Source organism: Streptomyces sp. CBMA152 (genome assembly GCF_014596475.1).
In the GTDB taxonomy this organism is placed as follows: Bacteria; Actinomycetota; Actinomycetes; order Streptomycetales; family Streptomycetaceae; genus Streptomyces.
In genome coordinates this window covers 133,955-154,924 of record NZ_MECJ01000033.1, presented here as the reverse complement: position 1 = coordinate 154,924, position 20,970 = coordinate 133,955, and the positions used below count along the sequence as shown (strand labels likewise).

22 protein-coding genes and 1 other RNA gene are annotated in these 20,970 nt (G+C 72.3%); 11 read left to right on the top strand and 12 right to left on the bottom strand.

Annotated elements, in window-relative coordinates; translation table 11 throughout:
* Positions 1 to 103: 103 nt before the first annotated feature.
* Positions 104 to 1,537: an RNB domain-containing ribonuclease gene (locus BG418_RS33705; RefSeq protein WP_188277865.1), complete on the top strand. Its 1,434-nt coding sequence runs from the start codon at positions 104 to 106 to the stop codon at positions 1,535 to 1,537.
* Here the strand turns inward: BG418_RS33705 and BG418_RS33700 are convergent.
* Both BG418_RS33700 and BG418_RS33695 read right to left on the bottom strand, forming a co-directional pair.
* Positions 1,488 to 2,105: a hypothetical protein gene (locus tag BG418_RS33700; RefSeq protein WP_188277864.1), complete on the bottom strand. Its 618-nt coding sequence runs from the start codon at positions 2,103 to 2,105 to the stop codon at positions 1,488 to 1,490. The two genes, BG418_RS33705 and BG418_RS33700, sit on opposite strands and share 50 nt — an antisense overlap.
* Complete coding sequence (locus tag BG418_RS33695; RefSeq protein WP_188277863.1) at positions 2,102 to 2,866, bottom strand: MerR family transcriptional regulator; 765 nt, start codon at positions 2,864 to 2,866, stop codon at positions 2,102 to 2,104. The genes BG418_RS33700 and BG418_RS33695 overlap by 4 nt, the downstream gene beginning before the upstream one ends.
* A gap of 108 nt (positions 2,867 to 2,974) precedes the next feature.
* On the opposite strand from BG418_RS33695, the gene rnpB reads away from it, so the two are divergent.
* The 4 genes from rnpB (at position 2,975) to BG418_RS33675 (ending at position 5,935) form a co-directional block, all read left to right on the top strand.
* Positions 2,975 to 3,374: RNase P RNA component class A (gene rnpB / locus BG418_RS33690), an RNA gene on the top strand.
* Between the two features lie 146 nt (positions 3,375 to 3,520).
* Positions 3,521 to 4,210 (top strand): hypothetical protein, encoded by a 690-nt coding sequence (locus BG418_RS33685; protein ID WP_188277862.1) that lies wholly within the window; start codon positions 3,521 to 3,523, stop codon positions 4,208 to 4,210.
* Positions 4,207 to 5,559 carry a sensor histidine kinase gene (locus BG418_RS33680; RefSeq protein ID WP_399001326.1) on the top strand — a complete coding sequence of 451 codons (1,353 nt, stop codon included), beginning with the start codon at positions 4,207 to 4,209 and terminating at the stop codon, positions 5,557 to 5,559. Before BG418_RS33685 ends, BG418_RS33680 begins: the two co-directional genes overlap by 4 nt.
* Before the next feature lie 52 nt (positions 5,560 to 5,611).
* A complete protein-coding gene (locus BG418_RS33675; RefSeq protein ID WP_188277861.1) occupies positions 5,612 to 5,935 on the top strand; it encodes a nuclear transport factor 2 family protein in 324 nt (107 codons plus the stop codon).
* A 48-nt stretch (positions 5,936 to 5,983) separates the two neighbouring features.
* Here BG418_RS33675 and BG418_RS33670 read toward each other — a convergent pair whose 3' ends face one another.
* Together BG418_RS33670 and BG418_RS33665 are read right to left on the bottom strand one after the other, a co-directional pair.
* Entirely contained in the window at positions 5,984 to 6,844 is an 861-nt protein-coding gene (locus tag BG418_RS33670) for a PhzF family phenazine biosynthesis protein (protein WP_188277860.1), read from the bottom strand.
* 170 nt (positions 6,845 to 7,014) lie between these two features.
* Positions 7,015 to 7,779, bottom strand: a complete 765-nt coding sequence (locus BG418_RS33665; protein WP_188277859.1) for an SDR family oxidoreductase — start codon at positions 7,777 to 7,779, stop codon at positions 7,015 to 7,017.
* 144 nt (positions 7,780 to 7,923) lie between these two features.
* On the opposite strand from BG418_RS33665, the gene BG418_RS33660 reads away from it, so the two are divergent.
* Together BG418_RS33660 and BG418_RS33655 are read left to right on the top strand one after the other, a co-directional pair.
* Positions 7,924 to 9,213 (top strand): multidrug effflux MFS transporter, encoded by a 1,290-nt coding sequence (locus BG418_RS33660; protein ID WP_188277858.1) that lies wholly within the window; start codon positions 7,924 to 7,926, stop codon positions 9,211 to 9,213.
* Positions 9,214 to 9,222: 9 nt separating this feature from the next.
* Positions 9,223 to 10,212, top strand: coding sequence for a small ribosomal subunit Rsm22 family protein (locus tag BG418_RS33655; RefSeq protein ID WP_188277857.1), 990 nt, complete (start codon positions 9,223 to 9,225; stop codon positions 10,210 to 10,212).
* A gap of 135 nt (positions 10,213 to 10,347) precedes the next feature.
* Here BG418_RS33655 and ddaH read toward each other — a convergent pair whose 3' ends face one another.
* Positions 10,348 to 11,190, bottom strand: coding sequence for a dimethylargininase (ddaH, locus tag BG418_RS33650; protein ID WP_399001320.1), 843 nt, complete (start codon positions 11,188 to 11,190; stop codon positions 10,348 to 10,350).
* Between the two features lie 214 nt (positions 11,191 to 11,404).
* On the opposite strand from ddaH, the gene BG418_RS33645 reads away from it, so the two are divergent.
* Both BG418_RS33645 and BG418_RS33640 read left to right on the top strand, forming a co-directional pair.
* On the top strand, positions 11,405 to 12,049 hold the full coding sequence (locus BG418_RS33645; RefSeq protein ID WP_188277856.1) for a TetR/AcrR family transcriptional regulator: 645 nt from the start codon (positions 11,405 to 11,407) through the stop codon (positions 12,047 to 12,049).
* Between the two features lie 93 nt (positions 12,050 to 12,142).
* Positions 12,143 to 12,880 (top strand): bifunctional DNA primase/polymerase, encoded by a 738-nt coding sequence (locus BG418_RS33640; RefSeq protein WP_188277855.1) that lies wholly within the window; start codon positions 12,143 to 12,145, stop codon positions 12,878 to 12,880.
* A 111-nt stretch (positions 12,881 to 12,991) separates the two neighbouring features.
* Here the strand turns inward: BG418_RS33640 and BG418_RS33635 are convergent, their stop codons facing one another.
* Genes BG418_RS33635 through efeO form a run of 4 tightly spaced genes read right to left on the bottom strand, consistent with a single transcriptional unit; the run spans position 12,992 to position 17,326 of the window.
* Positions 12,992 to 13,963 carry a hypothetical protein gene (locus BG418_RS33635; RefSeq protein WP_188278315.1) on the bottom strand — a complete coding sequence of 324 codons (972 nt, stop codon included), beginning with the start codon at positions 13,961 to 13,963 and terminating at the stop codon, positions 12,992 to 12,994.
* A complete protein-coding gene (efeU, locus tag BG418_RS33630; RefSeq protein WP_188277854.1) occupies positions 13,851 to 14,840 on the bottom strand; it encodes an iron uptake transporter permease EfeU in 990 nt (329 codons plus the stop codon). The genes BG418_RS33635 and efeU overlap by 113 nt, the downstream gene beginning before the upstream one ends.
* 25 nt (positions 14,841 to 14,865) lie before the next feature.
* Positions 14,866 to 16,149: an iron uptake transporter deferrochelatase/peroxidase subunit gene (gene efeB, locus BG418_RS33625; protein WP_188277853.1), complete on the bottom strand. Its 1,284-nt coding sequence runs from the start codon at positions 16,147 to 16,149 to the stop codon at positions 14,866 to 14,868.
* Positions 16,150 to 16,183: 34 nt separating this feature from the next.
* Entirely contained in the window at positions 16,184 to 17,326 is a 1,143-nt protein-coding gene (gene efeO / locus BG418_RS33620) for an iron uptake system protein EfeO (protein ID WP_188277852.1), read from the bottom strand.
* A gap of 211 nt (positions 17,327 to 17,537) precedes the next feature.
* On the opposite strand from efeO, the gene BG418_RS33615 reads away from it, so the two are divergent.
* A complete protein-coding gene (locus BG418_RS33615; protein WP_188278314.1) occupies positions 17,538 to 18,203 on the top strand; it encodes a PhzF family phenazine biosynthesis protein in 666 nt (221 codons plus the stop codon).
* Positions 18,204 to 18,356: 153 nt separating this feature from the next.
* Here the strand turns inward: BG418_RS33615 and BG418_RS33610 are convergent, their stop codons facing one another.
* The gene (locus tag BG418_RS33610) at positions 18,357 to 19,007 is read right to left on the bottom strand and encodes a heme oxygenase (biliverdin-producing) (RefSeq protein WP_188277851.1); all 651 of its coding nucleotides are present in this window, start codon (positions 19,005 to 19,007) and stop codon (positions 18,357 to 18,359) included.
* 130 nt (positions 19,008 to 19,137) lie between these two features.
* The gene (gene map, locus BG418_RS33605; RefSeq protein ID WP_188277850.1) at positions 19,138 to 19,995 is read right to left on the bottom strand and encodes a type I methionyl aminopeptidase; all 858 of its coding nucleotides are present in this window, start codon (positions 19,993 to 19,995) and stop codon (positions 19,138 to 19,140) included.
* Positions 19,996 to 20,061: 66 nt separating this feature from the next.
* Between map and BG418_RS33600 the strand changes: the two genes are divergently transcribed.
* The gene (locus BG418_RS33600; RefSeq protein ID WP_188277849.1) at positions 20,062 to 20,286 is read left to right on the top strand and encodes a hypothetical protein; all 225 of its coding nucleotides are present in this window, start codon (positions 20,062 to 20,064) and stop codon (positions 20,284 to 20,286) included.
* A 31-nt stretch (positions 20,287 to 20,317) separates the two neighbouring features.
* Here BG418_RS33600 and BG418_RS33595 read toward each other — a convergent pair whose 3' ends face one another.
* Positions 20,318 to 20,917, bottom strand: coding sequence for a hypothetical protein (locus BG418_RS33595; protein ID WP_188277848.1), 600 nt, complete (start codon positions 20,915 to 20,917; stop codon positions 20,318 to 20,320).
* Positions 20,918 to 20,970 lie beyond the last annotated feature (53 nt).

Sequence of the window (20,970 nt, the reverse complement as noted above, 5' to 3'; positions counted from 1 at the left end):
CGGACAGCCGGCCTGACAGCCCCCGGCAGGGTTTCGGGAAGGGGCGGGGTGGGGAAAACGCCCGCCGCAGGCGGCAACCGCCCGCTCGGCCTACGCTCGGCACATGCCCCGCCGTCACCTCCATATGACCGGCGCAGCCGACCCGCTGCGGGCAGCGCTGCGCGACATCCGCACCGGGCTAGGCGTAACGGAGGGCTTCCCCCCGGACGTCCTCGCCGAGGCCGAGCACGCGGCCACCACCCCCCACCTCCCCGTCCGCGACGCCACCGACCTCCCGTTCTTCACGGTCGACCCACCCACCTCGATGGACCTGGACCAGGCCATGCACCTGGCCCGCCGCGCAGGCGGCTACCGCGTGCACTACGCGATCGCGGACGTCGCCGCGTTCGTCGAACCGGGCGGCCCCCTCGACACCGAGGCCCACCGCCGGGTGAACACGCTCTACTTCCCCGACGAACGCGTCCCGCTGCACCCACCCGTACTCTCCGAGGGCGCGGCCAGCCTGCTCCCCGGCGAGCCGCGCCCCGCCGTCGTATGGACCATCGACCTCGACGCCGACGGCCGCCAGAGCGCGACCCGCGTCGAACGCGCCCTCGTCCGCAGCCGCGCCAAACTCGACTACGACACGGTGCAGCGCCGTATCGACGACGGCACCGCCGAAGAGCCGGTCGCGCTGCTCAAGGACGTCGGGCTGCTGCGCGAGCGGCAGGAGGTCGCCCGGGGCGGCATCTCCCTCAACGTCCCCGAGCAGGAGATCGTGGAGCGGGACGGCCACTACGGCCTGGAGTACCGCGCACCCCTGCCCGCCGACGGCTGGAACGCCCAGATCTCCCTGCTCACCGGCATGGCCGCCGCCGACCTGATGCTGACGTACGGCACGGGCATCCTGCGTACGCTCCCGAGCGCCCCCGACGGCGCGGTGGCCCGGCTGCGGCGCGCGGCCCAGGCGCTCCACATCGACTGGCCGCACCACGTCCCGTACGCCCAGGTCGTCCGCTCCCTCGACCCGCGCGAACCCCACCACGCGGCCTTCCTCCAGGAGTGCACCGCGCTGCTGCGGGGCGCCGGGTACACGGTGTTCACCGGCGGCCGCGTCCCCGACCCGGCGATCCACGCGGCCGTCGCCGACGAGTACACCCACTGCACGGCGCCCCTGCGCCGCCTCGTCGACCGCTACGCCACCGAGATCTGCCTCGCCGCCGTGGCCGCCGCCGACGTCCCCGACTGGGTCCTCACCGCCCTCGACGCCCTCCCGAAGGAGATGGCCGAGGGCGCCCGCAAGGCCAACACGGTCGAGCGCGAGTCCGTCGACCTCATCGAGGCGGCCCTCCTCAAGGACCGCGTCGGCGAGGTCTTCGACGCGACGGTGGTGGACGTGAAGGAGGCCGAACCGGCCGTAGGCACCGTCCACTTGACCGACCCGGCTGTCGTGGCCCGCGTGGAGGGCACCACCCCCCTCCCCCTGGGCGAACGCCTCCGGGTCCGCCTCACCCAGGCCGACCCGGGCACGGCGAAGGTCCAGTTCGCGCCTGCGTGAGCGCGGCGACCAGCCCGGGCGCGTCGTCCGCGTGGAAGCGCACGGTGCGCACCTGCCGCCGCCCGCCGAGCAGCCGTACGTACGTGGCGCTCTCGTCGAGCTCGACGGTCACCGACGTCTGCGCCCCCACCGCCAGCTCCAGCACCCCGTCCTCCTGGGCCGCGCCCGGAGCGGTGAACCTCAGCTCCCGTCGTACGGAGACGATCCGGGCCAGCGGCAGGACCAGGTCGACATGCGCTCCTCGACGCACCCGCAGCGTGTCCGGGGTGATCACGTGCGGCCGGGTCACCGAGGCGGTGTGCAGCCCGAGCACCAGGACGAGGGTGGCGAGGTCGAGCACGAGGACGACGGCGTGCACGATCGGCCAGGACGGCAGCAGCAGATACATCCCGGCGGTCTCGACGGCGCAGACGAACGCGATGCCGTACGTGGTCGCCGTCTCGGGCGCGGTGTACCCGAAGGCGCGGTCGCCGGACCGCACCCCGTGCCGCCGCCGGACCGCCCACATCCCGAGACTGCCCAGCACCCGCGCCACGTGCCGCACCAGCCGCCCCACCGCCCCCGTCATGCCGTCCCCTCCGCCCACAGCCGCATCGCCTGCCGAACCGCCGCCGCCTGGGCGGGCGCAAGATCGGCGAGGAAGGCCCGCAGGAACGGGTGACCGTCGCTGTCCGCCGGTGCGGCCGTGCCGGTCGGATCCGGCGGCAGGCAGGCGGCGAGTGCCCGGGCCGCCTCCGGTACGCGCGGGTCGGCGGGGTCCGCGTCCGCGAGGGCGTCGAGCAACGCGTACACCTCCCGCGCGCGCTCGACGGCCCCCGGCTCCTCGGCCACCGCCCGCACCGCGCCCAGCAACCGCTCCCGCTCGCCCGGCTCCGCGACCGTGTCCAGGAGCGCGACCAGCTCCCGGTCGCGTACGGCCAGTGGGGACTCGGGGCCGGTTTCCAACCGGCCGAACACGTCGGCCAGTTCGGGCGAGAGTGGGGCGTCGGCGGGCAGCGGTCCCTGATCGGCGCGGGCCAGGATCCCGGCCAGGCGGGCTCGCCGGGCCCGGATCCCGGCCTCCTGCCCGGCCAGGTCGGCGTCCAGTTCGCCGAGGACCTCGGCGAGCTCGCGCCCGGCGTCGTCGGCGATCACGTCCCGGACCTCGTCGAGGCCGAGGCCGAGCTCGGTGAGCCGCCGGATCCGGGCGAGCGCGACCGCGTCCCGTACCCCGTACTCCCGATAGCCGTTGGCCCGCCGGGCGGGCTCCGGGAGCAGTCCGACGTGGTGGTAGTGGCGCACCGCGCGCGGGGTGACCCCGACCAGCGCGGCGATCTCTCCGATCCGCATGACTTCAGTAGAGACGTTGACGCTGCGGCAGGGTCAAGGGGTGGCGCGTGCGGTGACGGCGGGGGCGGAACGCGTGATGATCACGGGTAGCATGGTCACCACGGCAGACGAGTCGGCCGGACGGCCGCGTGGGGATCCTCGGATCCTCCCGAGGAACGTCCGGGCTCCACAGGGCAGGGTGGTGGGTAACGCCCACCCGGGGTGACCCGCGGGACAGTGCCACAGAGAACAGACCGCCGGGGACCTCGGTCCTCGGTAAGGGTGAAACGGTGGTGTAAGAGACCACCAGCGCCTGGGGTGACTCAGGCGGCTAGGTAAACCCCACCCGGAGCAAGGTCAAGAGGGAGCACCCCGGTGCTCCTGCGCGGACGTTCGAGGGCTGCCCGCCCGAGTCCGCGGGTAGACCGCACGAGGCCGGCGGCAACGCCGGTCCTAGATGGATGGCCGTCTCCCCGGCCGCCGCGAGGCGACCGGGCGACAGAACCCGGCGTACAGGCCGACTCGTCTGCCACTCAGCCTGCCGCGCCCGCTTTCTTCCCTGGCGCCGCAACCCCACTCGATTCCCCTCCCCTTCCACCGGACCCCGCTCCGGGCGCGCATCCATGCCGTAGCCGCGATCATGGGGCCACCAGTGGCTTGCGGAGGAGGTGGGCCGTGCGGCGACGACGCGGGCTCCTTCTGTGCGCCGTCGCGCTGGCGCTCGGCGGGTGTGCCGACGTGGAGGGGCTGCATCGGGACGGGGTCGCCGCGAAGGTGGCGCCGCCCGAGCCGTTGTGGCCGGGGGTCGTGCCCTCGCCGGCCGGGGCCGAGCAGCAGCGGGGGAAACCGTACGCCGTGCCGGGGGTGGCGGCCGTGCCCTCCGGTGACATGCGGGACGCCGACGCGCTCGCCGTCGTCAAGGCCGACCTGGCCGCCACCGAGAAGGTGGACCGGGGCGTCGGGCGGCTGGTGGACCGGCGGGCCGCCGAGCGGATGGCCGCCTGTTCCGGGCCCGCCGACTGCCCGATGCGCCCGCCCGAGCTGCGCGATCTGACCGGCGACGGCAAGGCCGAACTGATCACCGCCGTCGACATCGACGGGCGGCTGAGCGAGATGCGGGTGTACAGCGTGGCGGGCGGCGCCGTCACCCGGGTGTTCTCGCGGCGCGCGATCCTGGAGGGCGTCGAGGTCACCGCCGGGCACCTCGCCGTGCGCGAGCCGACGTCCAGCGACGCGTATGTGTACGTCTCGCACTATGTGTGGGACGGCCACATGATCGCCCTGCGCGAGCTCAAGCTCGACACCTGCCGGGCGCTCAGGGAGGCGTCCGGGATCCCGTGCACCGGCCAGGGCGGCGAGCGGTGACCGGCCCACGGGAGGACGGGACCGGCTCGCCTCCCGACGAGGCGGGGACCCGGGCCCGCTGGTCCGAGCGGCTGCGGCCCGCCTGGACCCACAGCCTCCGGTGGAAGATCGCCCTCACCGTCACCGCCGTCTCCTGCGCCGTCGCCGCGATCCTCGGCGTACTCGTCCACAACGCCCTGACCCGGCAGCGGGTCGAGGAGGTGCGCAAGGAGGCCCGGCAGGGGCTGGACGCCGCCCTCAAGGACTTCTCGTACGGGACCGACACGACCGGGCGGGCCGTCCAGCTCGATCCGTCTCAACTGCCGGGCTCACTGAGGGAGTTGGCCCGGCGCGGGGACCGGGGCGTCATGGTCGGGGAGCTGCACGGCGGCGCCGTCATGTGGGCGGCCGCACCCGCCGGTGGGCATGTGCTGGCGCTCTGGGTCCCGTACGAGAGCACTCGCGACCATCTGCGCCAGATGGACACCGCGATCCTCGGCTCGGCGGCGCTCGCGGCGGGCAGTGTGACGCTCGCGGGCACGTACTTCGCCACCAGGATCAGCCGCCGCCTCGGCCACACCGCCGCCGTCGCGCGCCGGATCACCGAGGGCGACCTGGACGTACGCACCGGGATCCCGGCGGGCGGCAAGGGTGCCGAGCACGACGCGGTCAAGGCGGTGGCGGTCGCCCTCGACTCGATGGCCGAGTCGCTGCAACAGCGCCTTGAGGCGGAGAAGCGGTTCACCGCGGACGTCGCCCATGAGCTGCGCACCCCGCTGACCGGCATGCTGGCCGCCGCCGGACTGCTGCCGGACGGCCGCCCCAAGGAGATGATCAACGACCGGCTGCACGCGCTGCACACCCTCACCGAGGATCTTCTCGAAATCTCCCGCCTCGACGCCGGGGCCGAGAAGGCCCAGTTCGCCGAGCACGAGCTGGGGGAGCTGGTCGCGCGGGCGGTGCGGGCGACGGGGGAGGAGTGCGAGGTCCGGGTCGTACGCGACGCACGCGTCCGCACCGACCGGCGGCGGCTCGACCGCGTCATCGCCAACCTGGTCGTCAACGCCCATCGGCACGGGGCGCCGCCGGTGACCGTGACCGTCGACGGCCCGGTGGTCGTCGTGCGCGACCACGGCCCCGGCTATCCGCCCGACCTGGTGGCGCGCGGCCCGCAGCGCTTCCGCACCGGCGACCCGGGCCGGGGCAAGGGGCACGGCCTGGGCCTCACCATCGTGGCGGGCCAGGCCCGCGTCCTCGGCATCGCCCCGCACTTCGCCAACGCGCCGGACGGGGGCGCGGTCACGACGCTGCGGCTGCCCGTGCCTGGCGCCGGGTCCGGTGGCGGGGCGAGCGGGGATGAGGTGAGCTGAGGGGGGTCCCCGTCGACCCGTACCCCGTAAGGAACACCGAAGGAGACGGCACATGACCATCGCGCTGGACAAGCTCAACGACCCGGCCGTCCGGGCCTTCGTGGGCGCGCTCAACTCGGGCGACCGCGCCGCCTTCCAGGCCGCCCTCAGCCCGGGCGCCACCATGTCCGACGACGGGTCGGACCGGGACATCGCCGACTGGACCGAACGGGAGGTCTTCTCCTCGGGCGGTCACATGGACATCGAGACGCAGAGCTCCGACGGCCGTTCGCTGGTCGCCAACTACCGCAACGACACCTGGGGCGAGATGCGGACGGCCTGGCGGTTCGACGTCGACGGCGGCCGGGTCACCCGCTTCGAGACCGGCCAGGCGTAGCCGGGGGCCCACTCCGGGATGCGGGCGCCCGCGCCGCCGTAGCGCTGGTCAGGCCGGGATACTGGTGCCCGCGCCGCCGACGCGTACGCGCGGGTCGCCCGTCCGGAGCGTCACCGTCAGGACGCCGGGGCGGCCCAGGTCCTCGCCCTGGTGGAGGGTGAGCACCGACTCCTCGGGAACCAGGGCGAGTTCGCGCAGATACGCGCCGAAGGCGGCCGCCGCCGCGCCCGTCGCCGGGTCCTCGACGACCCCGCCGACCGGGAACGGGTCGCGGACGTGGAAGACCGTGTCCGACCCGCGCCACACCAGTTGCACCGTCGTCAGGTCGAGGCGCAGCATCAGCGCGGCGAGCCGTTCGAAGTCGTACGCGAGGTCCGCGAGGCGTTCGCGGGTGGCGGCGGCGAGCACCAGGTGCCGGGCGCCCGCGAAGGCGATGCGGGGCGGGAGTGCCGGGTCGAGGTCTGCTTCGGGCCAGTCGAGTGCGGCCAGCGCCTCGGTGAGGTCGTCGGGGGAGACGTCCTCGACGTGCGGCTCGACGCTGGTGAGGGTGGCGCGCAGGGTGTCGCCGTCCTCGGTGACGGTCACCGGGACCGTGCCCGCGCGCGTCGCGAACACCAGCTCCCCGGGCCCGATCCGCTCACCGAGCGCCACCGCGGTCGCCACGGTCGCGTGCCCGCAGAACGGGACCTCGGCCTTCGGGCTGAAGTACCGGATGGTGTACGCCCGCCCGGGCTCGCCACCGAGCCCTTCGGGGGGTGCGGTGAGAAACGCGGACTCGCTGTATCCGAGCTCGGCGGCGATCGCGAGCATGTCGGCATCGTCGAGCCCGGCGGCATCGAGGACGACCCCGGCGGGGTTGCCTCCGGCGGGGTCCTGAGAGAACGCGGTGTAGCGCAGCACGTCGGTCATGCCGCGATCAACTCCCGGCGACAGCCAGGCATTCCGCTCCGCGGGGGCGCGCCCCTAAGGAGGGCCCGAAGGGCCCATCAAGGGGCGCGGGGAACTGCGCGACAAGCCCCCACCGGCGGTCAGACGAACGACTTCCGCCGGAGGCTTTCGGGAAGGGGCGGGGTGGGGAACTAGCCTCGCCCGATATACGGCATGGCCGTAGCCAAAACCGTCGCGAACTGGACGTTCGCCTCCAGGGGCAGCTCGGCCATGTGAAGGACCGTCCGGGCCACATCCGCCGCGTCCATCACCGGCTCGACCGAAAGCGAGCCATTGGCCTGGCGCACGCCGGAGGTCATCGCGGAAGTCATATCCGTCGCCGCGTTCCCGATGTCGATCTGCCCGACGGCGATCCGGTAGGGACGGCCGTCCAGCGAGAGGGACTTGGTAAGCCCCGTCATCGCGTGCTTCGTCGCCGTGTACGCCACCGAGTTAGGCCGCGGCACATGCGCCGAGATCGACCCGTTGTTGATGATCCGCCCGCCCTGCGGGACCTGCTCCTTCATCTGCCGGAACGCGGCCTGCGCGCACAGGAACGCCCCGTTGAGGTTGGTGTCGACGACGTGCCGCCACGCCTCGTACGCCAGGTCCTCCACCGCGACCCCGCCGGGCCCGAACGTGCCCGCGTTGTTGAAGAGGAGATCGAGCCGCCCGAACCGGTCCCGTACGGCCGTGAACAGGGCCGCGACCTCGTCCGGGGAGGTCACGTCCGTACGGACCACGAGGACGGACGCGTCCGGGCCGGCCAGTTCGGCGGTCTCCGCCAGGGTCTCCTCCCGGCGGCCCGCCAGCGCCACCGACCAGCCCGCGGCGGCCAGGGTGAGCGCCACGGAGCGGCCGATGCCGGAGCCGGCGCCGGTGACGACGGCGGTCTTGCGCGCTGCGGATGCGTTCATGGGCGCGAGCGTACGGGAGCGGTCCGCGCACCGGACGGTGTCGTCCGCGATGTGGGCGACACCTGTTGAACGCGTACGCGGTGGTGTCGAGCACCCCCGCCCGGCTGAGAGCATGGGTACTTGAAACAGCAACTAGGAGACACCATGGCGGAGCCCGGGCAGGCCACCGAAGGACACATACCGGCAGCGACGTCCGCTTCCGCGGCGGGCGTCGCCGCCCGCCGCGCCTCGCTCCTCGTCACCCTCGTCCTCGGCGGGCTCACCGCGCTCCCGCCGCTCTCCATGGACATGTACCTGCCCGCGCTGCCGGAGGTCACCGGCGCGCTGCACGCGCCCGCCGCCACCGTCCAGCTCACCCTCACCGCGTGCCTGGCGGGCATGGCGCTCGGCCAGCTGGTGGTCGGGCCGATGAGCGACAAGTGGGGGCGCAGGCGGCCGTTGCTCATCGGCATGGTCGTGTACGTGCTGGCCACCGCCGTGTGCGCGTTCGCCCCCGACGCCGGGCTGCTCATCGCCTTCCGGCTGCTCCAGGGCCTGGCGGGCGCGGCGGGCATCGTCATCGCGCGGGCCGTGGTGCGCGATCTGTACGACGGCGTCGAGATGGCCCGGTTCTTCTCCACGCTGATGCTGATCTCCGGCGCCGCCCCCGTCGTCGCCCCGCTCATCGGCGGTCAGGTACTGCGGCTCACCGACTGGCGCGGGGTGTTCGTGGTCCTCACCGTCGTCGGACTGCTGCTCACGCTCTTCGTCTGGAAGTTCCTCGGCGAGACGCTGCCGCCCGAGCGGCGGCACGAGGGCGGGGTCGGCGAGGCACTGCGCACCATGGGCGGGCTGCTCCGCGACCGCGTCTTCACCGGCTACATGCTGGCCGGCGGCCTCGCCTTCGCCGCGCTCTTCGCGTACATCTCGGCCTCGCCGTTCGTGATCCAGGAGATCTACGGGGCCTCGCCGCAGACCTTCTCGCTCCTCTTCGGGCTCAACTCGGTCGGTCTGGTCGCCGCCGGGCAGATCAACGGCAAGCTGCTCGTCGGCCGGGTCAGCCTCGACAAGGTGCTCGGCTGCGCCCTGGGCGTGGTCGTGCTCGCGGCGGCGGCGCTGCTCGTGATGACGTCCGGGGTGTTCGGGCGGCCCGGGCTCGCGCCGGTCGCGGCCGGGCTGTTCGTGCTGATGTCCGCGATGGGCATGGCCACGCCCAACACCACCGCCCAGGCCCTGATGCGCACCCCGCACGCGGCGGGCTCCGCCTCCGCGCTGCTCGGCACCTCGTCGTTCCTGATCGGCGCGGTGGCGTCGCCGCTGGTCGGCATCGCGGGCGAGGCCACGGCGGTCCCGATGGCGGTCGTCCAACTCGCCTCGGGCGTCGCCGCGCTGCTCTGCTTCCTGCTGCTGTGCCGTCCCTGGCAGCGCGCGGCCGAGGACGCGCCGCGACCGTAGAATCCCCAGGTGAACGAGAACGTGCCCGTCCCGGAAGCCCTGCGCTCCGCCCTCGCCGGACTGCTCGACGGGCTGCCGCCGTCGCAGGCCGCGCAGGCCGTCGACCGGCTGATCGCCAACTACCGGGGCGCCACCCAGACCCACGCCCCGGTGCTGCGCGACCGCTCCGACGTGGCCGCGTACGCCGCGTACCGCATGCCCGCGACCTTCGAGGCCGTACGGTCCGCCCTCGGCGCCCTCCAGGACGCGGCCCCGGACTGGGCCCCGGCCACCCACACCGACATCGGCGGCGGTACGGGCGCGGCGAGCTGGGCGGTCGCCGAGGCGTGGGACACCGCGACGACGGTCCTGGACTGGGCCGAGCCCGCGCTCGCGATCGGCCGCGAACTCGCGGACGCGTCGGGCATTCCCGGGCTGCGCTCGGTGCGCTGGGAGCGCGCGCGGATCGGTACGGCGCTGGCCCTGGACCCCGTCGACCTCATCACCGTCTCGTACGTACTGAACGAGCTGACCGTCCAGGACCGGCAGGCCCTCGTGGACGCCGCCGCGCGCGCCGCGACCGGCGCCGTGGTCATCGTCGAGCCCGGCACGCCCGACGGGTACGCCCGGATCATCGAGGCGCGGGACCGGCTGATCGCGGCCGGGTTCACGATCGCCGCGCCCTGCCCGCACAGCGCGGCCTGCCCCATCGAGCCCGGCACGGACTGGTGCCACTTCTCGGCCCGGGTCAGCCGTTCGTCCCTGCATCGGCAGGTCAAGGGCGGGTCGCTGGCGTACGAGGACGAGAAGTTCAGCTATGTGGCTGCGGTTCGCGTGCCCGCCGTGCCCGCCGCGAACCGGATCACCCGGCGGCCCCAGATCCGCAAGGGGCAGGTCCTCCTCGACCTGTGCACGGCGGAGGAGGTCCTGCGCCGCGACACGGTCACGAAGCGGCACGGCTCCCTGTACCGCGCGGCGCGGGACGCGGACTGGGGCGACGCGTGGCCTCCGGCCGAGTAGGGCGGATTTCGGCCGCGGGCCGGTGGGGGCTTGTCGCGCAGTTCCCCGCGCCCCTAAGGAGGGCCCGAAGGGCCCATCAAGGGGCGCGGGGAACTGCGCGAGCAACCCAGCACGGTCCGCGGTCAACAACGAACCTCAGGCCCGCAGCTCCTGCGTGCAGCACTTCACGCTGCCGCCGCCCTTGAGCAGCTCGCCCAGATCCATCCCCACGGGAACGAAGCCGCGCTCCCGCAGGGACGAGAACAATCCCACCGCGCCCTGCGGCAGCAGCACGTGCAGACCGTCGCTCACCGCGTTCAGCCCCAGCGCGGCCGCGTCCTCGTCCGACGCGATCACCGCGTCCGGGAACAGCCGGGCGAGGACGGCCCGACTGCCGGGGGAGAACGCGCCGGGGTAGTACATGATCTCGTCGGCCGAGTCGTCGAGGACGCACAGGGCCGTATCGAGGTGGTAGTAGCGCGGGTCGACGAGATCGAGCCCGATCACCGGGCGCCCGAAGAACTCCTGGGCCTCGTCGTGCGACAGCGGGCTGGACCGGAAGCCGCGCCCGGCCAGCAGATAGGACGCGGTGACGGCGAAGTCGCCCTCGCCCTCGTTGATGTGGGCCGGCTCGTGGATCTCGGTGAAGCCGTGCGTACGGAACCAGTCCAGATGGGCCTCGGCCTCCGCCTCCCGTTCGGGGTGGGCGAAGCGGGCGCCGAGGACCCGGCCGTCGATGACGGTGGCCCCGTTGGCGGCGAAGACCATGTCGGGCAGGTCGGGGCGTGGGTCGAGCAGCTCGACGGTGTGGCCGAGCGCCCGGTAGCGGTCCCGCAGGTCCTCCCACTGGGCCAGGGCCAGCGGCAGATCGACGGGCTTGGCGGGATCCATCCAGGGATTGATGGAGTACGTGACCTTGAAGTGTGCCGGTGGGCACATCAGATAGCGCCGGGGTCTGGCGACTCGGGGTGCGCGGAGGTCACGGGTCTCACTGAGCAATGAGGGCTCCTCACGGACGACTTCGGCCGCACGCGCCGCGACCGCGGCGCGTGGTCAGCCCATGGTGCGTCGTCACGGGCGTTAACGCAGTGATCCATCCGGGTGTTTTTCGCCGCGTAACGCACTGTTGCCCCGCGCGCGCCCCTTGACATCCCCGCGATCGCCCCACGTCGGAGACGATACGTTTCGCCTCCATGGCGCTAGGATCCGCGCCATGGCGAACAAGGCGCAGGCGGGGACAGGGGCAACAGCGGCGACCGGGAGCGGCAAGGCGCCCGACTCCGCCCGCCGCAGCGAGCGCTCGCGGCGCGCGATCTACGACGCCGCGCTCTCCCTCGTGGGCGAGGCCGGATACGCCAGGACGACCATCGAAGGCATCGCCGCCCGCGCCGGGGTCGGCAAGCAGACCATCTACCGCTGGTGGCCCTCGAAGGCGGCGGTCCTCCTTGAGGCGTTCGTCGACCTCAGCCACCAGGCCGTCCAGGGCGAGGTGTCGCTGCCCGACACCGGGGACCTGGAGGCCGACCTCAAGCACGTGCTGCGCGCCACCGTCGACGAGCTCAACGACACCGCGACCGAGGCGCCCTACCGCGCGCTCGCGGCCGAGGGCGTCGTCGACGCGGAACTGGGCGCCCAGTTCGTCCAGCAACTGCTCGAACCGCAACTTCGGCTGTACGTGGACCGGCTGCGGGCGGCCCAGGACGCGGGCGAGGTACGGGCCGACGTCGACCCCCGTACGGCCCTGGAACTGCTGGTCGGGCCGCTTGCCCACCGCTGGCTGCTGCGTACGCTCCCGCTCACGCACGCCTACGCGGACACCGTCGTGGAATACGCCCTGCGCGGATTGGCCCCCCGCTGAGGGTCCGGGATGGGGGGTACGGCCTCGGCGCGGGCGCGATGGTGGGACCATGGGTGGAGGTTCTCGCGGGGCAACGGTGAGGTGAGGGGATAGATGGGCGCGGAGTACGGGCGTTCCGGCAGCTCGCAGAGCAAGCTGTCCCGCTGGCTGCGCAGGCGCCCCAAGGACGCCCCCGGCGCCGACGCGGACCGCCTCGCGCAGCTGTTGGCCGTCGCCGCCGCGAAGCTGCCGATCGCGCCCGCCGCGTATCCGGCCGGGTATCGATGTTCGTGCGAGCGGGTCGGCTGTCCGACTCCGGCGCGCCATCCGGTCTCGTTCGCCTGGCAGACCCAGTCGACCACTGACCGCGCCCAGATCGAGCGCTGGGCCCTCGGCCAGCCCGAGGCGAACTTCATCACCGCGACGGGCATGGTCCACGACGTGCTCGACGTACCCCTTGAGGCGGGCCGCGAGGCGCTGGAGCGGCTGCTCGCCGAGGGCATCGACGTCGGCCCGGTCGCCGAGTCCGGCGGCACCGGCGACCAGGCCCGGATGCTGTTCTTCACGGCGACGCGGGGGACGCCGGAGGACGAGGACGAGTGGTGGCCGTGCGAGCTGGACTGCCACCCCGAGACGATGGACGAACACCCGGGCCTGCGCTGGCACTGCCGAGGCAGCTACGTCCTGATCCCCCCGGCCCGCCTCCCCGGCGACCACGAGGTCACGTGGGTACGCGGCCCGGAACATCCACTCCCGGACCCGCTGACGCTCCTTGAGACCCTGACGGACGCGTGCGGGCGCTATGCGGGTACGGGGGATGCCCACGCAGTGGCGTGGCCTTTGGGCCGCTGAGCACCGTCGGCCTTTAGCTTTTTAGGGGCGCGGGGCTGTGACATTTGCGGCTCCGCCGCGTGGGCGCGACCAGCCACGCACGGTCCGCAGTCGAAGGCTGAGCAGCCGTCGCTACTCGCCCTTGGCGGACGTCAACCCCTGCAAGCGGTTGATCACCGTGATCGGGCCCCGGCCCGCCGGGACGCGCGCCGCCTCGTCCGAGACGCGCTCCTTCGTCAGGACGGACTTCGCGTCGCCGGTCATGAGCGCGCGAACGTCCGGGCTGACGTTCAGGCGGACGCCCCTCGCCGCCGTCTGGCGTTCGAAGTGGCGGGTGGCGAAGAAGGCGAGGGCGCCGCCGTCCTGGGTGCGCAGGGCCAGGGGGGCGAAGTCACCGCTGTCCAGGGGCTGGTCCACGTACTGCGTGGACATACCGGGAAGCGTCGCGTTCTTCTTGCGCAGCGTGCGCCACTCGCTCGTGTTCGGGCCGGGAGCGAAGTTCTCCGGACGGCCGCTCTGCAGGTACGAGGCGTACTGCTCGCTCAGATCCTTCGGGGCCACGGCCAGCGACGTGTCGTCCGGTCGTACCGGCTCGGCCCAGCCGTCCTTGTCCAGGGCGAAGACCGGTATCTCCTTGGGGCCGAGCACCAGCAGGTGCGCGACCTTCCAGACGTCCTGCGGGCCGCTGCGTACGAAGACGAGCAGCCAGCGCGTGTCGCCCGCGCCCGTGTCCTGGTCGCGGTTGGAGTCGGTGTCCGCGACGAACCACCGGGGCCAGCCGGCCTTCTTCGGTATCGCGTACTTCGCGTCCGTCAGCGCCAGCGGCACATGCTGCGGATTGCCGCCGGGGTTCGTCACCCGGCGGGCCTTGAGACCGGCCTGGTTGACGGCCCCGAGCGGACCGGTGACCCGGCCCGCGTCGAGGGCCGGGTCATAGGCCTTGTCGGCCCTGTTGTACGCGTCCGTGAAGTCCCTGAGCGCCTGTGCGGCCTCAGCCTTGGTCGCCGACGGGACTACTTCCCGCTCGCCGTGCACCGTCACGCAGCCGCTCGCCGTCACCGTCAGCACGGTCACCGCCGCGAGCGCGGCCGTCAGCCGACTCACCCTGCTCATGGACTGCCTTCTGCCCCTCGCCCTGGACGTCCGCGGGCTTCTTGGCGCCCAAGGACTTCGCGAACCCTACCGGGGCGAAGAAGATGGCGAGCGTGGGGATGAGGTACAGCGCCCACACCGTGACCTGGAGGACGGTCGGGTCGGGCTGGAAGTTCAGCACGCCCTTGAGGACCGTGCCGTACCAGCTGTCCGGCGCGATCGTGGAACTGATGTCGAACGCCAGGCTGTTGATGCCGGGGATGAAGTCGGCCTCCTGGAGGTCGTGCACGCCGTACGCGAGCACGCCCGCCGCCACGACGACCAGCATCGCGCCGGTCCAGGTGAAGAACTTCGCCAGGTTGATCTTGAGCGCGCCCCGGTAGAAGAGCCAGCCGAGGAAGACCGCGGTGCCCAGGCCGAGGAGCGCGCCGATCAGCGGGTCGGTGTTGCCGCTGTCGGAGCCGGCCGCGTGCACCGACGTCCAGACGAACAGCGAGGTCTCCAGGCCCTCCCGGCCGACCGCGAGGAACGCGGTGGCGACGAGGGCGCCGGTGCCGAGCCGCAGCGCCGCGTCCAGCTTGCCGTGGAGCTCGGACTTCAGGAACCGCGCGGTGCGCCGCATCCAGAAGACCATCCACGTCACCAGGCAGACGGCGACGACCGACAGCGAACCGCCGAGCGCCTCCTGCGCCTTGAACGTCATCTCCTGCGAGCCGAACTCCAGCCCCGCGCCGAAGCCGAGGGCCACCAGGACGGCGACGGAGATGCCGATCCAGATGGGCCGCAGCGCCTCGCGGTGGCCGGTCTTGACCAGGTATGCGACGAGGATGCAGACGACCAGGCTGGCCTCAAGGCCCTCGCGCAGGCCGATCAGATAATTGCCGAACATTCGTTTCCCCTCAGCCCTCGGCCGATCAGCTGAACAGTGCCCGGCCCCACCAGTCGCCCTTGTCGCGGACGCCCGGCGGGACGGCGAAAATCGCCGAACTCACATGCTGGATGTACTCGTTGAGCGCGTCGTTGCGCGCAAGGCTCCGCTGCACCGGCAGGAAGCCCTTGCGGACGTCACGCTGGTACGCGAGGAAGAACAGGCCCGCGTCCAGGCGGCCGAGGCCGTCCGTGCCGTCCGTGAAGGAGTAGCCGCGGCGCAGGATCGTCGCCCCGTCGTTGGAGTCCGGGTGCGCCAGGCGCACGTGCGCGGTCGGCTTCATCGCCTTCAGGAACGGCTCGTCGCGCTCCTTGGCCTTGCCGACCGGGGCGCCCTCGCCCTTGTCGCGGCCGAAGGTGTCCTCCTGCTCCGTGAGGCTCGTACGGTCCCACGCCTCGATGTGCATCCGGATGCGGCGGGCCACCAGGTAGGAGCCGCCGGTCATCCAGGGCGAGCCGTCCTTCTCGCCGACCCACACGTGCTTGTCCAGAGCGGTGTTGTCGGTGCCCGAGACGTTCCGGGTGCCGTCCTTGAAGCCCATCATGTTGCGCGGCGTCTGCGCGTCGGGCGTCGTCGAGGAGGTCTTGCCGAAGCCCAGCTGCGACCAGCGCACCGCGGCCTTGCCCATGCCGATACGAGCCAGGTTGCGGATCGCGTGCACCGCGACCTGCGGGTCGTCCGCGCACGCCTGGACGCACAGGTCGCCGTCGCTGCGGGCCGGGTCGAGGTTGTCGTGCGGGAACTTCTCGATGTCGACCAGCGCCTCGGGCCGCTTGCCCTCCAGGCCGAACCGGCCCCTGGCGAACAGGGAGGGGCCGAAGCCGATGGTCAGGGTGAGCCGGGACGGCTTGAGGCCGAGGGCCTCGCCGGTGTCGTCCGGCGGCGCCTCCGCGAGCCCGCCGTACGCGCCCTCGCCGACCGTCTGGCCCGCGGTCATCCGGGCCGCGGCCGCCGTCCAGTCCTTGAGGAGCTGGATCAGCTCGCCGCGGTCCTTGGTGGTCACGTCGAACGCGGCGAAGTGCAGCCGGTCCTGGACGGCGGTGGCGATACCGGCCTGGTGGGCGCCGTAGAACGGCACGGCCGCGCCACTGTCGGCGGCGGGCACCGCGTCGGAGCTGTCACCGCGCACGGCGGCGACGGCGCCGCCGGCGGCCGCGGCCCCCAGGGCCAGACCCGCACCGCCCCAGCCGAGCAGTGAACGCCGGGACGGGGCCGGGGACTTGGCGTCCTGGGTGGCGTCGGTGGTGCCGGCGTCGGTGGTGTCGCTCATGGCTGATTCCCCTCCTGTTCCTCTGCGTGCTGGATTACTTGGCGACGGCCGCGGCGAGCTTCGACAGCGGCTCACCCAGGGCGTTCACCCCGTCGGAGAGCTGCTTGCGGTCGCTCTCACCGACCTTGTCGTACGCGGTGAAGTCGTACGAGGTCTTGTCGGTGCGGTACTTGTCGAGCTGGGCCTCGATCGCCGCGAACTGCTTGTCCAGCTCGGCCGTCAGCTTCGGGTCGTTCTTGGCGGCGACCGGCTTCAGGAGCTCGTACGCCTGCTGCGCGCCCTCGACGTTCGCCTTGAAGTCGACCAGGTCGGTGTGGCTGTACCGCTCCTCCTCACCGGTGATCTTGTTACGGGCGACCTCGTCCAGGAGCTCCTTGGCGCCGTTGGCCATGGAGGTCGGGGTGATCTCGGCGGTGCCGACGCGCTTGTGCCAGTCGGCGATGTCCTTGTCGAGCTGGACGCCGAGCTTCTTCTCGTCGTCGCCGATCTTCCCGTCGACCCACAGCGCCTTCTCAAGCCGGTGCCAGCCGGTCCACGTCTGGCCCTTCTCCAGGCCGTCCTCGCGGGTGTCGGTCTTCGGGTCGATGTCACCGAACGACTCGGCGACCGGCTCGGTGCGCTCCCAGCCGATGCGCGAGGGGGCGTACGCCTTCTTCGCGCCCTCGACGTCGCCCGCCGCGATGGCGTCGGTGAACGTCTTCAGCTTCGGCAGGGTGTCGTCGGCCTGCTGCTGCACGTACTTGCGGTACGCGGCGACCGCGGCGTCCAGCTTCGGGTCGCGCTTGGCGGTCTCGCCGCCACCGGTGACGGTGATCTTCTGACGGATGCCGTCGCCCTTCATGCCGGGCTTGCAGGCGATCTCGTACGAGCCGGCCTTCACCTCGGCGGTGAGGTTCTGCTTCAGGCCCGGGCCGATGTTCTCGCGCTCGGCGACGATGCGGTCGTCCGGGAAGAGCAGGTAGACCTCGGTGACCTTGGAGCCCTTGTTCTCGATGGCGAACTGCACGTGCCCGGCCGCGAACTCCGTCTTCGACACCTTGCAGGCGCTGTCGGACGCGGTGACCTGAATGGCACCGTCCGCGCTGGAGGAGTCGCTCTTCGAGGAGCAGCCCGTGACGGCGGCCAGAGCCGCGACGGTCGTGGCGGCGGTGACTACGGAGAGGCGGACGGCTCGCATGCGGGCTCCATGCTGGTTTCGGTCAGTGGGTGAGGCGGACCTAACTTAACCGAGGCTTACCTGACCGATACCCACCGGGTCGGTGATTCAGCTCTCACCATGTGCTCAGTTGTCGCCATCGATAACAGGCCAATCACAGGACGGCCATGACGAGGTCAAGGGACGGTCAAGGGGCGCTGCGCCCGCGCGCGTGTTGTTGAATGCGTACGTGATGCAAAACGCCGTACTGATCGACGTACTCAGGGTCTTCTGCGGCCCCGACGGCCACCACGGGAACGCTCTCGGTGTGGTGCGCGAGGGCTCCGTGCTGCCCGACGAGGCGGCGCGGCAGGCGCTGGCCAAGGAACTCGGCTTCAGCGAGACGGTGTTCGTCGACGACCCCGAGCGCGGCGCCGTCGACATCTACACACCGGGCGTGCGGCTGCCGTTCGCGGGCCATCCGCTGGTCGGCGCGGCCTGGCTGCTCGACGTCGACGTACTCGAACTGCCGGTGGGCGAGATCTTCGCGCGCCAGGACGGCGAGTTCACCTGGATCACCGCCCGCGCCGAGTGGGCCCCGCCGCGCACGCTCCGCCAGTACGCCTCGGCCGCCGAGGTGGACGCGCTGGCCGTCCCGGAGCCGGGGGAGTGGATATACGCCTGGTCCTGGGAAGACGAGGCGGCGGGCCGCGTCCGCGCCCGAGCGTTCCCGGGCCGCGGTGACGGCATAGACGAGGACGAGGCAACAGGCGCGGCGGCGCTGCTCCTCACCTCCACCCTGGATCGAGCCCTGAACATCACCCAGGGCAAAGGCTCCCAACTCCTGACGGCCCCGGCCCCGGCCGGCTTGATCGAACTGGGCGGCAGGGTCCGCTTGGAGCACAGCGTCACGCGCTGAGGGCCGAGGCGTGCTGCCTTGTTTTCAGGGCCGCGGGGGCGTGCGCCGCTGCGCTGTCGGCCGCCTTTAGGGGCGCGGGGAACTGCGCGACCAGCCCCCAACGGCGCCGCACCCGAAAACGCACCCCACAGCACCCCACAGCACAGCGCAGCGTCACGCGCTGAGCGGGAACTCATCCCCCAGCTCCCGGAACACCGCACTGTTGAGTGCAAAAGCGCGCTTGCACTCATCCACGATCCGCTTCCGTTCCAACTCATCCGCGTTCACCGCGTCCAGCAGCTCCCGGTACCCCCGCTTGAACGCCGCCGGGTTGGCGATCGACTCGAAGACGTAGAACCGCACGCCGTCGCCCTTGCGGGCGAACCCCCACGCGCGCTCCGCCCGGTCGCGGATGATCTGGCCGCCGGAGAGATCGCCGAGGTACCGGGTGTAGTGGTGCGCGACATACCCCCCGGGCCAGGTCACCGCACACTCGCGGACCCGCGCCGCATAGGCCCGGGTCGCGGGGAGCGGGGCGGCGGCCTGCTGCCAGCCCGCGCCCCGCAGATGCGTCAGATCCCGCTCCAGCGAAGCCGTACGCATCAGCTCGGGCCGGATGAACGGTCCCGCCACCGGGTCGTCGCGCAGCGCCCCCGCGCCCTCCTCCAGTGCCTGGTACACGAACCACAGCTGCTCGGTGTAGCGCGCGTACGCCTCGACGCCGAGCCGCCCGCCCAGCAGATCGCTCATGAACCGGGAGGTCTCCGCCTCGGTGTGCTGCTCGTGCGACGCCGTACGGATGAGGGTGGAGAAGGGCGTGTCCAAGGCGTGCCTCCGGAGACCGAGGGGACGGGAACCAGCGCCGATCCTTCTACTTAGGCTTACCTAAGTCAACTGGTTCCCGACATCCTGTCGGTAAATGTGTACCCCCTCGGGACGCCTGTGCAACGCGCGGTCACGGCAGGGTCAGGATCTCCGCGCCGGTCTCGGTCACCACCAGCGTGTGCTCGAACTGGGCCGTCCGCTTGCGGTCCCGGGTGACGACCGTCCAGCCGTCCTCCCACATGTCGTACTCGTGCGTGCCGAGCGTGAGCATCGGCTCGATGGTGAACGTCATCCCCGGCTTGATCACGGTCGTGGCGTGCGGCGCGTCGTAGTGCGGCACGATCAGGCCGGAGTGGAAGGCGGTGCTGATGCCGTGCCCGGTGAAGTCCCGCACGACGCCGTAGTCGAACCGCTTCGCGTACGACTCGATGACGCGGCCGATGATGTTGATCTGGCGGCCCGGCTTCACGGCCTTGATGGCGCGGTTCAGCGACTCCCGGGTCCGCTCGACCAGCAGCTTCGACTCCTCGTCGACGTCGCCGCAGAAGTACGTGGCGTTGTTGTCGCCGTGGACGCCGCCGATGTACGCGGTGACGTCCAGGTTCACGATGTCGCCGTCGTTGAGGACGGTCGAGTCCGGGATGCCGTGGCAGATGACCTCGTTGACCGAGCTGCACAGGGACTTCGGGAAGCCCCGGTAGCCGAGCGTCGAGGGGTAAGCGCCGTGGTCGCACATGTACTCGTGCGCGACCCGGTCGAGCTCGTCGGTGGTCACGCCGGGCGCGATGAGCTTGGCGGCCTCCTCCATCGCCCGCGCGGCGATGCGGCCCGCGATCCGCATCAGCTCGATCGTTTCGGCGGTCTGCACCTCGGGGCCGGAGTACGGCGTGGGCATCGGCTTCCCGACGTACTCGGGACGGCGGATGTTCCCCGGGACGGAACGGATGGGAGAGAGCTCCCCTGGTACGAGCAGCGACTGGCCAGACATACCGGCGAGTCTATCGAGCCCCCTTGGGGCAGCATGGTCCACAAGGCCCGAGGAAGGAGCCTCCCCATGGCCCTGTTCAAGAAGCGCACGGTCGGCAAACCGGGCGAGTGGTACTACTGCCTCGTCCACCACAAGGTCGAGGAAGGCCCGGAATGCCCGGCCAAGGACCGCTTCGGCCCGTACGGGACCCGAGAGGAAGCGGACCACGCGATGCAAACCGCCCAGGAGCGGAACCTGGAGTGGGAAACGGACCCGAAGTGGCACGACAAGCCGCCTGAGCAGGAGGACTGACGCGGCGCCGCGCGCCGTCGGGAGCGCGGTGTCACCACCGCGCCGGCGGCGGCGACGTCAGCTGGTCGGCCAGGCGCGACAACCGGTCACGGAAGCCGAGCCCGCGCTGCACCGGCACCCCGTTCTCCCCCGCCGCCGCGCTCACCAGATGCTGCACCGTGTCGAGGTCCACCTCCCCGTCCGGCTCGACCGTCAGGGACTCGTGGACCAGGCCCCGCACCTCCCGGTCGCCCCCGTCCAGCGCCAGCACCGTCGCCCCGGCCCGCCGGGCGTCGTGCATCCGCTCCAGGAGGCCCGGCGCGGGCCGGTCAGGCGCGACCACGAGCAGCGTCTCGCCCCGCCCGGCCGCCTCCAGCCTGCCGAGGCCGACCGACAGATGGGGTCCCCGGCCCGGCTCGACGTGGTGGCGGACCAGCGTCGGGGTCAGCTCCGCGACCCCGGACCAGGCGGCCTCGTCGGTGAGGTGGGCCGCCAGATGCCATGGCTCGTACGACTCGGTCCCCACAAGGAGCAGCCCCCCGCCGTGCGGCACCACGGACGCCCGCAGCACGCCCGCGAACCGGCGGGTGCTGCGCAGCCACTCCGTCCCGGCGAGGACTTCCCGTAACAGTGCGACGCGTACGGCATCCATGGCCCGGCATCCTGCCGCACCCCGCGCCCCGTCGGGGCTCAACGGCCGCATGG